At 64.4% G+C, this 12,737-nt stretch carries 11 protein-coding genes; 9 read left to right on the forward strand and 2 right to left on the reverse strand.

The window, feature by feature from the left end; translation table 11 throughout:
* Nucleotides 1-51 precede the first annotated feature (51 nt).
* Entirely contained in the window at nt 52-1,017 is a 966-nt protein-coding gene (locus tag R3P95_RS11215) for a glucosyl-3-phosphoglycerate synthase (RefSeq protein ID WP_317548397.1), read from the reverse strand.
* A 35-nt stretch (nt 1,018-1,052) separates the two neighbouring features.
* The gene (locus tag R3P95_RS11220) at nt 1,053-2,084 is read right to left on the reverse strand and encodes an alpha/beta hydrolase (protein WP_317548398.1); all 1,032 of its coding nucleotides are present in this window, start codon (nt 2,082-2,084) and stop codon (nt 1,053-1,055) included.
* A 259-nt stretch (nt 2,085-2,343) separates the two neighbouring features.
* On the opposite strand from R3P95_RS11220, the gene R3P95_RS11225 reads away from it, so the two are divergent.
* The 9 genes from R3P95_RS11225 (at nt 2,344) to R3P95_RS11265 (ending at nt 12,716) form a co-directional block, all read left to right on the forward strand.
* Nucleotides 2,344-3,792: a condensation domain-containing protein gene (locus R3P95_RS11225; protein WP_317548399.1), complete on the forward strand. Its 1,449-nt coding sequence runs from the start codon at nt 2,344-2,346 to the stop codon at nt 3,790-3,792.
* Entirely contained in the window at nt 3,789-5,240 is a 1,452-nt protein-coding gene (locus R3P95_RS11230; protein WP_317548400.1) for an MFS transporter, read from the forward strand. Before R3P95_RS11225 ends, R3P95_RS11230 begins: the two co-directional genes overlap by 4 nt.
* A gap of 104 nt (nt 5,241-5,344) precedes the next feature.
* Nucleotides 5,345-6,553 carry a lipase family protein gene (locus R3P95_RS11235; protein ID WP_317548401.1) on the forward strand — a complete coding sequence of 403 codons (1,209 nt, stop codon included), beginning with the start codon at nt 5,345-5,347 and terminating at the stop codon, nt 6,551-6,553.
* The gene (locus R3P95_RS11240; RefSeq protein ID WP_317548402.1) at nt 6,550-8,316 is read left to right on the forward strand and encodes a CocE/NonD family hydrolase; all 1,767 of its coding nucleotides are present in this window, start codon (nt 6,550-6,552) and stop codon (nt 8,314-8,316) included. Before R3P95_RS11235 ends, R3P95_RS11240 begins: the two co-directional genes overlap by 4 nt.
* Before the next feature lie 35 nt (nt 8,317-8,351).
* Nucleotides 8,352-9,551, forward strand: coding sequence for a lipase family protein (locus R3P95_RS11245; RefSeq protein WP_442970895.1), 1,200 nt, complete (start codon nt 8,352-8,354; stop codon nt 9,549-9,551).
* Nucleotides 9,552-9,730: 179 nt separating this feature from the next.
* Entirely contained in the window at nt 9,731-10,252 is a 522-nt protein-coding gene (locus tag R3P95_RS26140; RefSeq protein ID WP_394855415.1) for a DUF3558 domain-containing protein, read from the forward strand.
* A 225-nt stretch (nt 10,253-10,477) separates the two neighbouring features.
* Entirely contained in the window at nt 10,478-10,666 is a 189-nt protein-coding gene (locus R3P95_RS11255; protein WP_317548405.1) for a hypothetical protein, read from the forward strand.
* A gap of 155 nt (nt 10,667-10,821) precedes the next feature.
* Complete coding sequence (locus R3P95_RS11260) at nt 10,822-11,964, forward strand: low temperature requirement protein A (RefSeq protein ID WP_317548545.1); 1,143 nt, start codon at nt 10,822-10,824, stop codon at nt 11,962-11,964.
* Nucleotides 11,961-12,716 carry a phosphoglyceromutase gene (locus tag R3P95_RS11265; RefSeq protein ID WP_317548406.1) on the forward strand — a complete coding sequence of 252 codons (756 nt, stop codon included), beginning with the start codon at nt 11,961-11,963 and terminating at the stop codon, nt 12,714-12,716. The genes R3P95_RS11260 and R3P95_RS11265 overlap by 4 nt, the downstream gene beginning before the upstream one ends.
* Nucleotides 12,717-12,737 lie beyond the last annotated feature (21 nt).

Consider the following 12,737-nt stretch of genomic DNA (forward strand, 5'->3'; position numbering starts at 1 on the left):
GTTCGACGCTCGCACCCCTCACCATGTTCGACGGTGGGGGGTGCGTTCGTATCAGACGGGCTGGCTCATCGCATGACGTCGGGCGGTGCGGGTGTACTGGTCCAGCGTGATCAACGGTGGGCGGTCGACGAGTGAGAGCGGTGCGATCTTCGTGGAGAGCTGATTTCCGGACGTTTCGAACGTCGTGAAACCGGCTCCCGAATCGGTCAGGCCGAGCCGCGAGAACATCGTGGCGACGATCTGGCGGCTCATGACGGCCAGTTCGGAGGTCGGCCGGTTCCGGTGCCGACGGGTCCCGAGGCCGATCTGTCCGATCGCGCTTGCGCCGAGCCGGTGATAGGTGTCCAACAACAGACCGATTTCGACTCCGTAGCCCGGGGCGAACCGGAGGGACTCCAACAATTGCCTGGTGGCGGCGTATTCGCCGCCCAGCGGCTGGAACACTCCCGCGAGTTCCGGAACCAGTGCGGTCAGCAGGGGCCGCACCGTCAGTTGAGTGACGCGGCCCCCGCCGTCCTCGTCCGTGCTGTCGCCGATCGTCAGCGGCCGGCGGTAGAAGCCTTTCACCAGCTCCAGGCCCTCTGTCATCAACAATGGGCCGACCAGCGAAGGGACGAAGTGCGAGCCCGGCTCGACCAGGTCGGAATCGACGAACACGACGATGTCGCCCGAGGTGGCGGCCACCCCTCGCCACAGCACTTCACCCTTGCCGCGCACAACGGGTGTGCCCGGGAGCGCCTCCTCCCGCGAGACCACTGTGGCCCCTGCACCGCGTGCCCGTTGCGCTGTGCGATCGGTCGACCCCGAATCCAGAACCACCACCTCGTCGATCAAGCCGCCCAGATGCGGAGTGATCGAGGAGACGACGCCGGCGACGGTGTCTTCCTCGTCGAGCGCCGGGAGCACAACGGACACGGTCCGGCCGCGCTTGGCCCGAACGATCTCCGCGAGCGGCCACGGGGGTCGAACCCACGTGGCGGCAAGAGCGGGTGTGCCGACAGCGTCGAATCGTTTCATCGAATTTCCTTCGTTGTCGCGCGAACGTCGTGGATTCAGCGGGTGCCCGTCGGCAGGCCCATGGACGGCGCGATCACCGACCACGCGTCGTGCAGATCTTGTTCCCAGTAGGCCCACGAATGGGTTCCGGTGGGCCGGAAGTTGTACGTGGCGGCGATGTCGAGTTCTTGCAGTCGCTGCTGCATCTGACGGGAGCAGTTGTCCGTGGTCGCTTCGATGACCGCGCCGACGGCCAGCTGCTGCGCGAGCTTGCCGTAGTCGCTTCCGATGCCGGGTCCACCGGGCACATCGAAAGCGCCGGGCGCTCCGGTACCGCTGGAAATGTAGACGGCGGTGCCGCGCAGACCTTCTGCGTGCACGTAGGGGTCGTTCGCCGCCCAGCCGTCGCTACCGGGAGGTCCCCACATGTTGGCGGTCGATCCGCCGCCGCGGGCTTCGACGACGGATCTGACGTACATCGCACCGACCGGGTCGGATGTGCGCGCACATCCGCTGAACGACGCGACCGAGCGATACACCGAAGGATGGGCGATCACCAACTGCAGGACGGATGTTCCTGCCATCGAGATACCGGCGACCGAATTGATGCCGTTGCCACCCAGCAGTTCGTTCATCAGCGGCGGGAGTTCGAGACCGAGGAAGGTGGACCACTTGTTTCGGCCCAGAACCGGGTCGTCGTTCAACCAGTCGGTGTAATAGCTGGCGGCACCTCCCCGAGGCACGACGACGTTGACGTTCTTGTCACCGAAGAATCCGGCGACGTCGGTCTGGTCGAACCAGCTGCTTCCGCCGTCTCCACCGGCTGCGCCGTTGAGCAGGTAGAGAGTGGGCGCACCGCGCACCTCTGCCCGGAATACGTCGATGGTGATATCGCGATCCATCGCCGCGGAGTGAACCTGCACGACGTCCCGGCGCGCACCGGCGCCGTCCACGGCGACGATCGACGACTCCGTTTCTGCTGACGCCACGGCGGCCGAGCTCGACACGAGGACGACGACCGTCACGACGGTCACGACGACGCCGAGAGCCGAGACAGTCGCCTCCCGAAGACGAAATCGACTGAGCATCAACCGTTCCTGACATCGTGGGAGGTGCGCACGACAAGGAGTCCGACGGGCGCGGTGTGTCACCGACGGTAGAGCGAATGGCTGCAATCGACAACAACGTTGACGATTCCTCATTTCTGACACAGGTATCCCGCGAATTCTTGTCGATTTTCCAAAATGCTCGTCGCCGGGGTTTCTTCGATTCGGCCCGAATGATCCACTGACCCCTCCGACGCACTCACCGCGTCGAATCGCTCTGTCTCCTTCGAAAGGTTGTGTCGTGGTCGCATTCGGACTCATCGACGAGTGGAAGCCAGCTCCAGGACCGCTCACCACGTGGTCGCCCACCGTCTCCTCGCGAGCTGCTGCCGCGGCTGCGCCTGCCCACCCGGCACCCCCTTCCCATATCCAGAAGGCGTATCTCGAGGCCGCGTTCCGTAACCGAGGCTCGTCGTTCCGCTTCTCCCGGCTGTGTCTCGTGACGTTCCGAATCGAGGGCACGTTGGACCGCGCGGCGATGGGCCGGGCGTTCAACACGTTCGTCACCCGACACGATTCCTTCTGCAGCTGGTTCTCCACGACGGCCGAGGGGGCGACGCGCCACCTGGTCGACGTCGCCGACATCGTGCTCGAACCGACCGATTTCGGCACTCCCTCGGACTCCGAGGCCATTAGGCGTCACGTTCAGGACAGCACTCCCGGTCCCGACAGTTGGGATTGCTTCTCGTTCGGCACGATCGAACACGACGACCACTTCGTGGTGTACGCGGCGGTCGATCACCTCGACACCGACGGCATCTCGCAGGCTCTGACCTACTACGAACTGCGCCAGCTCTACCGCAACGCGGTGACGGGGGAGTCCGACGGACTGTTCACCCCGGGCAGCTACCTCGAGTACTGCCAGCGCGAACGCCTCGAGAGCGACGCGACGACTCTCGACAGTCCTGCGGTTCGGACCTGGATCGACTTGGTCACCGACAACGGGGGCGATCTGCCGACGTTCCCACTTCCGTTGGGACGCAACAGCGCCGACTACACGCGGACCTCGCACAGTTCGTTCCCCTTGTTCGACGGTGCCACCGCGCGGGCAGTGGACGAGGCGTGTGCAGCCGTGGGAGTCAAGTTCATCGGCGGAATCTTCGCCGCCGCCGCTCTGGCGGAGTACGAGCTCGCCGGCCGGGGCAGCTACCTCGGTCTGACGCCCAAGAGCACTCGGGCGACCCCGGGCGAATTCGCGTCGATCGGGTGGTATTCGAGCTTGATTCCCGTGCGCTTCGATCTCGGTGCGAAGCCGACGTTCCTGACCCTCGCGGTCCTCGCGCAGCAGGCATTCGACTCCGGCAAGCTGCTGGCGAACACCTCCTACCACCGGGTACTCGAACTGGCGCTGCCGGAGCACGGAATCACGACGCAGCCGGGCTGGACCGCGCCGATGATCTCCTACGTCGACGTTCGGAAGCTGCCGGGCGAAGCCGAACTGGATGCCGCGGGGGCCGGCCTGTACGGAAACCGCGGCAGCTCCGAGGAAGTCTTCATGTGGATCAACCGCTTCGAGGACCACACGGGTGTCGAGTTTCTCTATCCCGGCACCGACGAGGCCGATCGATCGATCGACCTGTACTTCTCCAAGATATTCGAGATCTTCACGGCCGTCGTCGAATCGGGTGACTACACGCCGGAGATCGCGAGCGTGTTTGCGCACGAGCTCACGGACGTCAGCAGGGTATGACACACCGCCGCCGCGGGTCGTGGCTGACGCTGTGCGCCTGCCTACTGGCGGTCACGATGCAGATGATCGACGTCACGGCCGTCACCGTTGCGCTGCCCACGATCGCCCGAGACCTCGACGCGACTGGTGCACAGCAGGTCTGGGTACCAGCGGCGTACCTTCTGGCGTTTGCGTGCGCGCTCCTCACGATGGCGAGAGCAGGTGAGGTGTTCGGGCGCAGAAACACGTTCGTCGTCGGCACGGCACTGTTCGCGTCGACGTCGGTGTTGTGCGCGTACGCGCCCAGCATCGAGCTGCTGATCTTCGGTCGTGTCCTGCAAGGGATTGCGGGCGCGGCCATGTCGGCCCAGACCGTGGCCATCGTGACCGCAACATACTCCGGTTCACGGCGTACCACTGCATTCGCCTTGTACGGCGGCACGGCAGGGCTCGCAGGTCTGGCCGGACCGGCAATCGGCGCGGTCCTGATTCACCTCGACATCCTCGGAACAGGATGGCGCGCACTATTTTTGGTCAACGTTCCGATTTCGGTTGCCGCAATCGTCCTCGCTCGGCGATATGTCTCCGCTGGTTCCGGGCACGCGCTGTCGGCCGGCCTCTTCGATCCGATCGGGGTTGCCCTGTGGTCGATCGGTGCCGTGTCGATCGTGTACCCCATCATGACGAGCTCGCGCCCGATGGACGCGGTACCCGCTCTCGGCATCGGCCTGGTTCTGTTGGCCCTGTTCGCGATGTGGGAACGGCACAGGACCGCGGCGGGTGCACACGTCATGGTCGATACCCGAGTCTTCGCCGAGCGGGGGTTCGCGTACGGATGCGTCGTCTCGGCGCTGGTGTACGGCACCTTCACCGGATTCGTGCTGACGATGTCGGTGACGTTGCAGACCGGACTGGGAGACAGTGCGACGACGGTGGGAGCCATCACGATTCCTTTTGCTCTCGGAGCCATCGTGGCGTCCTTGGCCGCGCCGATAGCGTTCCGCCGCTGGGACTCTCGCGTGGTGGCAGTAGGTGCAGCGACGATGGGCGCATCTCTGTTCGTCCTCGGTAGCGCCGTCGACTACCTCGATCGCCCCGGCTTTCCGTGGTCGATGACCGTCCCGCTGATTCTGGTCGGCGCCGGCCTCGGATCGGTGATCGCTCCGCTGCAGAGCACCATCGTCGCCCGGGTGACACCGGACGCCATCGGTTCCGCGTCGGGGATCATGCCGACGGTCCAGCAGGTCGGGTCGGCCGTGGGTACTGCGGTCACCGGTGCCGTGTATTTCGCGTTGCTTCCCGTGCAGGCCGCGGCACCGGATCATCTGGCCGCGCAGCAAACGGTGCTGTTCGGGCTCGCAGTGACGATGGCCGTGGCCACCGCTGTCGCTATGGCACTGCCGCCCGGCATCCGAGTCACCGCCGAGAGCGTCGACAAGCCGTTGACAGCAACCCGGAGGTCACCGTGACTGCCAGGCCCCCGAACGACAAGTGCCGATCCGAACATCGACGTGAGACTTCCCCGGTCCGAAGACTGGCCCGGGCCCAATGGAAATCGAGAAGAGCTTTCATCATGCGCCGCACCCTCTTGACCCTGACGACCGTCGTCGGGCTGATGTCGATGCTGTTCGTCGCCGCGCCACACGCATCTGCCGCGCCGACCGACCCGGCACCGGTCCCCGGGACGCTCTACGCGTCGGTACCGGATCTGTCCGGTTTCGCGAACGGTGATGTCGTTGCGAACAGGCGGTTTTGGAGTCCCCTTTACCCCGGGGCCGACATCTGGCAGCTCCAGTACCGATCCTCCGACTCCAGGGGCGACGCGATCGCCGCTGTGACCACCGTTCTCGCGCCGGCGAACCGCACACCCGGTGGGCCTCTGCTGTCCTATCAGCCGTTCGTCAACGCGCTCGGGTTGCAGTGCGCGCCGTCGGAATCGTTGTTCGGGGCCGATCCGACGACCGGTGTTCAGGAGCGTGAATTCCTCAACCTGGCCCTGATGCGTGGCTGGTCGGTCGCAATTCCGGACCACCTCGGTCCCAAAAGTGCTTATGGCGCAGCCAAGCTCGGTGGTCAGATCACCCTCGACGGCATTCGTGCCGCGCAGCGTGTCCCCGAGCTCGGGCTGTCTGCCGGCCCGGTCGGAATGGCCGGATATTCGGGCGGCGGAATGGCGACGGCGTGGGCCGCAGCACTCGCTCCGAGCTACGCACCCGAGCTGAATATCGTCGGTGCCGCTGCCGGAGGAGTGCCGGCCGATCTGGACAACATCGCCCGCGCGCTGGGCTTCCAACCGCACCAGGCATTCGGGCTCGCGTTTGCCGCGGCTCTCGGACTCGAACGCGAGTACCCCGACCGTCTACCGATCACTGCTCAGCTCAATCCCACCGGTCTGGCGTTGAAGGATCAGGTCTCGAATGCGTGCACACCGGTGATCCTCGCTACCGGAGCCTTCAAGAGTGCACTGGCGGTCTCGACCACCACGTCGTTGGTGGACAGTCCGGAGGCGCAGCAGATCATCGACGAGAACAGCCTGGTCAAGTACTCCGGTGTGCCGACTGCACCCACGTTTCTGTGGGGAAGCGACAACGATCCCTTGATTCCGATCGGGGCCCTGCGTGACACCGCCGCGCGATACTGCGCGAGTGGCGCGACGCTGCAGTTCGACGTCGTACATGCCCCGCAGCACATTCAGGCGGCGTTCGAGGGTCTTCCTGCCGCGCTTACATTCCTGGACAACAGGTTTCGGGGTGTCGCACCGCCGACGAACTGCGTCCGATGAAGTTGTTCTCGACGGTTGTCGGTGTCACCGCGACCGCTCTGGTCGTGGCCGCCGCGCCTGCTCATGCCGCGGACCTTCCGGTGTTGGCTCCGCAATCGTTCGGCGACTTCTCGGTGCAGACTCGATATTTCGACGTCGCGGTGGGTCCGGATCGGGATCAACACTGCACCGTGGTGGGCGACATCTACGTCCCGACCGCTCTGGGACCGAACAACCGGGCCCCGGCCATCCTGACCAGCAACGGGTTCGGCGGATCCAAGGACGACCAAGCGGGTGCCGCGGCGAGATTCGCGACCCACGGTTACGTAGTTCTGTCTTACTCCGCCTTGGGTTTCGGTGGCTCGACGTGCAAGATATTTTTCGCCGATCCCGATTACGACGGCATGGCGGCGTCGGACCTCATCGGGTACCTTGCCGGTGACAGCGAAGGCGTGTTCACCGACGCCGCGCTCTCCGTCGAAGCCCCTGTTCTGGATGTGGTTCGCCTCGATGCTCCGCAGGACCCCCGCGTCGGCTATCTCGGTGGTTCCTACGCCGGCGCAACGGGATTGGCGGCAGCGTCGGTGGATTCTCGACTCGATACCGTCGCATCGATGATCACGTGGAACGACCTGGCTCGTTCGCTCGCCCCGGACGGAGCCGGGCGTAGGTCGGTCGGCCCGGTCAAGAGCGTGTTCGGTTCGGCTTTCCTGGCGGCCGGTGCCATCCTCACCGGCCCGGGCGGGTACGCAGCCGATCCGGCGCGGGCACAGGGGTGCCCGAACTACGCCCAGTGGGTGTGCGACGCCGCATCCGCCTTCGCTGCCAATCGCGAACCGGACCCGGGAACGCTGGCGGCGATGCGTCACGTCTCACCCGTGGACTATCTCGATCGAGTGGACGTTCCGGTTCTGCTCACGCAGGGCCAGAAGGATTCACTGTTCAGCCTCGACGAAGCAGCCGCAACGTTCGAGACTCTGCGGGCGCGCGGAGTGGAGACGTCGATGGTCTGGCATTCGTGGGGGCACAACGATCGGAAAGGTTATCCGGGAGAATTCGACATCAAGGCCCCCGACCCGTTCAATCAGCACGAAGCGGCACTGGTGGGCAATTGGCTCGACCGACACCTCAAGGATCGTGACGTCGACCCGGGGCCGGCATTCACCTACTTCCGGGACTGGGTGCCCTACAGCGGTGTCGCGTCGCCGGCCTACGAGGAATCGGACACATTTCCTGTTGGTGCCAGACGCACATTCGCAGTGGCAGACGGCACGTTGTCCGAGGGTGTTGCCTCGAACGATGCTTGGATACAGACGATTCGGGATGCGGGTTCGCCGGTGCACACCACAGTGGGGCTACCGAACATCGCCGCAGAGGTTCCCGTTCCTCGGGTCTCGCTACCAGGTTCCGCAGCAACCTGGACAACCGCGCCACTGGCCGAACCGGTCGACGTCGTCGGCGCTCCCGAGCTGTCCATCAGCCCCACGACGTCCGGGCCTGCGACGGTCTTCGTCACCGTGCTGGACGTCGCACCCAACGGTGCACGGAGTCCCATTCACGGGCTCGTTGCACCCGCCGTCCTCACCGGATCCGCAGAACCGGTGACGATCTCGCTCCCCAGCATCGTCCATCGATTCGACCGCGGCCATCGCATCGGCGTCGACATCACCGCGTCCGATCCGTCCTTCGCCGGTGGACCCGGCCCGGCGGACGTCACCTTCTCCTCGACGGATCCGATCAACCAGTTCTCCTTGCCCACAGTGCCCATGAACTCAGTGCCGTGACACTTCGATTTGCTTACTCCGAAAGGCTCGCCGTGATCCGAAAACTTTTTGCCCTGGCTTCTATTCTGGTGGCGCTCTGCGCGTCCCTGTTCGCAACGGGTGCAACAGCTTCGGCTGCTCCTGCGCCGACTGCCCCCGATCCGGACGTCTTCTATGCGGCACCGGCCGACATTGCCGATCACGCACCGGGTGACATCCTCGCCAGCCGTCGCGCCGACGCCTGGATGTACCCCAACACCGACATCTGGCAGCTCAAGTACCGGTCGACCAACTCCGCCGGTGCTCCCGTTGCTGCGGTGACCACCGTGCTGATGCCGCGAGGTAGAGGTGCGGGAACGCCGCTCGTGTCGTATCAGGCTGTCATCAATGCTCTGGGCGTCAAATGCGCACCGTCGCACGGTCTTTTCACGTACGAGATCGGTGAGTCTCCGAGCCTGTACGTCGGCATGGTCGCGCGCGGATGGGCGGTTGCGGTGCCCGATTACCTCGGACCGACCGGAGCCTACGGCGCTGCCGAGTACGAAGGTCGGTTGACTCTCGACGGTGTACGCGCTGTGCAGAACTTCGAGCAGCTGCCGCTGAAGGACAGCCCGGTCGCACTGCTGGGCTACTCCGGCGGTGCGCTGGCAACATCATGGGCCGGTGCCATGGCACCCACTTACGCCCCCGAGCTGAACATCGTGGCCAGCGTGCACGGTGGAACGCCCGCCGACCTGGGATTGATCGCAAAGAACCTGGGCTACAGCGCGATTCCGCACCCCGCTTTCGGTATGGCACTCGCGGCATCGCTGGGACTCGAGCGCGAATACCCGACCGAGTTCCCCGTCTCGGAGAACTTGAATGCGGCGGGCCTGGCACTACGAGATCGCGTCAGCAACGAATGCCGGCGCCCCATCATCATCGGCGGAGCGTTCAAGAGCGCAAGAGATCTGTCCAAAGTCGACATCGCCTCGCTGCCCTCTGCGCAGGCGGTGTTGAAGAAGAACAGTCTCGTCGACTACGAAGGCGTCCCCACGGCGCCGGTGTACATCTGGCATGGCATCAACGACTTCATCACCCCGTTCGCACCGGTGAAGGAGACGGTCGATCGCTACTGCGCAGCCGGTGCCACCGTTCAGTTCCGGGCTTACCCGTTGGCGGAGCACTTCAGTGGATCGCTGGTCGGATTGCCCGAGGCCTACGCCTACGTGGACGCACGATTCCGAGGTGAGCCGGCACCGTCGAATTGCGGTTGATCACCTGTCGGTGGTGACCTCACGCCCTTCTTGTCGACTGCGCGCCCTTGCTCCGAAGTGAGCGGGGGCGCGCAGTCGGTAGTAGGGGTGTGAGATCGCCGTGGAACCGAGCCGATGTACGCCGCGTCCAACCAGGTGTGAGTGCAACGCGGTGCTGGGTGACGGGTGTGGCCGGCGTGATGGTGCTGGTCGCCGGATGTGGTGAATCGACGACGGATGCGCGGGCGGCTGAGCCGCCGACGTCGGCGATTGCTGCGCCGATCGCGGCTGAGCCCTGGGATCCGTGCACCATCCCGGACAGTGTCGTCGAGGCGGCGGGATTGGATGTGGGGAGCAAGACGTCGACGTTGGTCGGAGACAGGCCGATCTCCACCGATTGGATGATCTGCTCCTGGAGGAACCCCGATCCAGGTTCCTGGTACTTCCTCGGAGTGTTCTCCTCGGACCACGATCTCGCGTACCTGAAAGGGAACGATCAGTTCGGCGAGTTTGCCGAAGTCGACAACGCTGGTGCCGTGCAGTTTCGGCGAACCGCCAATTACGACGAGGTCAGCTGTGGTGTCGCGTACGAAGTGGTCGGGGGGATCGTCTACTTCATTCTCGACGGGCGTGCTTCACGCGAGCCGCAGGGCGATCCATGTGTTGAGGTCGAGCGGGTTGGAAGAGCGCTCCGCCCGTTGTTACCACCATCGAGCCGATAGTGAGGAGCTGCTGTGGAATCAGGGCCGAATGAACTTGGGGCTGCGATGCTGACCTGGCGGGGATTGGCTGCGCAGGCTGATTCGGGACAGCTGCAAATCCCGGAGGGCGTCGCGTCTCAGTGCGAAAAAGTGTGCGCAGATTACGTCTTGCACCTCGAGTTGATGCTGGAGAAGACGAAGTGGTTGGTCGACACGGACGCATATGGCACTCTTCCGTCAGCATAGATGTTGGGTGCGAAGTTCAAGCGACTGGCCGATGGCGAACAAGGCTCGGCCGCTGTTGTCATCCGTCAGCACATCGAGGTCATCGAATTGATGCGCTCTGTTTTTCGCCGTTATTTCGTCGAAACCGACGCTGTCGACCAGAGTGTCGGAGCTCGGATCGGCGGTATCGGATCAGCTCTGGGGGAGTAGATCCGCAACCTCACACCCTTTTTCTCGACCTCCCACCCCTGTTATGCCCTGAACCCCGGCGCGCGGTCGGCAAAAAGGGTGTGAGGTCCCGCAACTAATCGCCCTGCATGACTTAGTCTGCGTTCGTGAATCTCTCCACAGGGCGTCTGGTGCCGATGCGGCCGCGTGATCCGAACGAACCACATCGTGCTGCTAGTCCGCTCGAATTGTTCTTCGACCTCGTGTTCGTCGTGGCCGTGAGTATCGCTGCGGTGGAGCTCCATCACGCGCTCACCGAGAACCACGTTGCCGACGGTCTGCTCAGCTACGCGCTCGTGTTCTTCGCCATCTGGTGGGCGTGGATGAACTTCACGTGGTTCGCCACGTCCTTCGATACCGACGACTGGCTGTATCGGACGTTGACCGTCGTACAGATGGCTGGTGTCCTGGTGCTCGCCGCCGGAGTCGAATCGGCGTTCGTGGACAAGAACTTTGCGATCGTGGTGCTCGGCTACGTCGTGATGCGCGTGGCCATGGTGACGCAGTGGGTTCGAGCGTCTCGGTCGAGTGAGTACAGGAAGACTGCACTGTCGTACGCGATAGGCATTGCGGGAGTGCAGGTTCTGTGGATTCTCTGGCTGCTGCTGTTCGACGGCACGGTGGCCGTCGTGTTGTTCTTCGTCTTGGCAGCCGCGGAGATGTCGGTACCGCTGATCGCCGAGCGCAAGGGCGCAACACCCTGGCATCCGCACCACATCACCGAGCGCTACGGCCTGTTCACGCTGATCCTGCTCGGCGAATCTCTGCTCGCATCGGCCAACGCCATCATCGAAGCGCTGCACGACGAGACGGCTCTGGCACCGCTGATCTCGATCTCGATTCTCACCGTCGTCGTCACCGCGAGCCTGTGGTGGATCTACTTCTGGCCGCCGCATCACCGCGTGATCAGCGAGTTCGGCAATTCGTTGGTGTACGGCTACGCCCACTACTTCATCTTCGCGGCCGCAGGCGCGTTCTCGGCCGGCATCGAGGTCGAGATCGATGTGCTGACCGAACACAGCACGCTCGGCGACGTCGCCGCATCGTTCACCGTGACGGTTCCGATCGCGGTGTTCGTCCTCGGCGTGTGGCTGATCGCGATTCGTTCCAGCGCGGATCGCGTCGTGAACGTCGTGGTTCCGGTCGGGGCGGTTCTGGTGCTGTTCGATCCCATCATCCCCATCCCGATCACCCTCACCGCCGTCGTGATGATCGTCGTCGTCGGGGTCCTGGTCGCACGCGGGCCAACACGAGTGGAACATGAGAAACTGACCGCATGAGTATCGGAACCTTGATTCTGCTTCGTCACGGCGAGAGCGAATGGAATGCGTCCAACCAGTTCACCGGTTGGGTGGACGTGCGACTGACCGAGAAGGGCGAGGCCGAGGGCAAGCGCGCCGGTCAACTCCTCGCCGAGGCAGGCATCCTGCCCGACCTGCTGTACACCTCGCTGCTGCGCCGCGCGATCAGCACCGCCAACCTCGCACTCGACGCCGCCGATCGGCACTGGATTCCCGTCGTCCGCGACTGGCGTCTCAACGAACGGCACTACGGCGCGCTGCAGGGGCTGAACAAGGCCGAAACCAAGGACAAGTACGGCAACGAGCAGTTCATGCTGTGGCGTCGTAGCTACGACACCCCGCCGCCGCCCATCGAGATCGGCAGCGAGCACAGCCAGGACGCCGATCCGCGCTACGCGGACCTGGACAGCGTTCCGCTGACCGAATGCCTCGCAGACGTCGTCGAGCGCCTGATCCCGTACTTCGAGGAGACGATCGTCGCCGATCTGAAGGCCGGCAAGAACGTGCTCGTCGCCGCGCACGGCAACTCGCTGCGTGCTCTCGTGAAGTACCTCGACGAGATCTCCGACGCGGATATCGCCGAACTCAACATCCCCACCGGTATTCCGCTGAAGTACGACCTCACCGAGGCCGACGGCAAGCTCAAGCCCACCAACCCGGGCGGCACCTACCTGGACCCCGAAGCAGCGGCTGCAGGTGCAGCTGCCGTGGCAAACCAGGGCGGTAAGTAGCTCCACCACGCCCAAACCGAC

This window comes from Rhodococcus cercidiphylli, from assembly GCF_033042225.1.
Classification (GTDB): Bacteria; Actinomycetota; Actinomycetes; order Mycobacteriales; family Mycobacteriaceae; genus Rhodococcoides.

What these genes read in the sequence shown, in the direction of transcription:
- R3P95_RS11215 (WP_317548397.1), bottom strand. Translation starts at nt 1,017, where the DNA reads ATGAAACGATTCGACGCTGTCGGCACACCCGCTCTTGCCGCCACGTGG.
- R3P95_RS11220 (WP_317548398.1), bottom strand. Translation starts at nt 2,084, where the DNA reads ATGCTCAGTCGATTTCGTCTTCGGGAGGCGACTGTCTCGGCTCTCGGC.
- R3P95_RS11230 (WP_317548400.1), top strand. Translation starts at nt 3,789, where the DNA reads ATGACACACCGCCGCCGCGGGTCGTGGCTGACGCTGTGCGCCTGCCTA.
- R3P95_RS11235 (WP_317548401.1), top strand. Translation starts at nt 5,345, where the DNA reads ATGCGCCGCACCCTCTTGACCCTGACGACCGTCGTCGGGCTGATGTCG.
- R3P95_RS11240 (WP_317548402.1), top strand. Translation starts at nt 6,550, where the DNA reads ATGAAGTTGTTCTCGACGGTTGTCGGTGTCACCGCGACCGCTCTGGTC.
- R3P95_RS26140 (WP_394855415.1), top strand. Translation starts at nt 9,731, where the DNA reads ATGGTGCTGGTCGCCGGATGTGGTGAATCGACGACGGATGCGCGGGCG.
- R3P95_RS11255 (WP_317548405.1), top strand. Translation starts at nt 10,478, where the DNA reads ATGTTGGGTGCGAAGTTCAAGCGACTGGCCGATGGCGAACAAGGCTCG.
- R3P95_RS11260 (WP_317548545.1), top strand. Translation starts at nt 10,822, where the DNA reads ATGCGGCCGCGTGATCCGAACGAACCACATCGTGCTGCTAGTCCGCTC.
- R3P95_RS11265 (WP_317548406.1), top strand. Translation starts at nt 11,961, where the DNA reads ATGAGTATCGGAACCTTGATTCTGCTTCGTCACGGCGAGAGCGAATGG.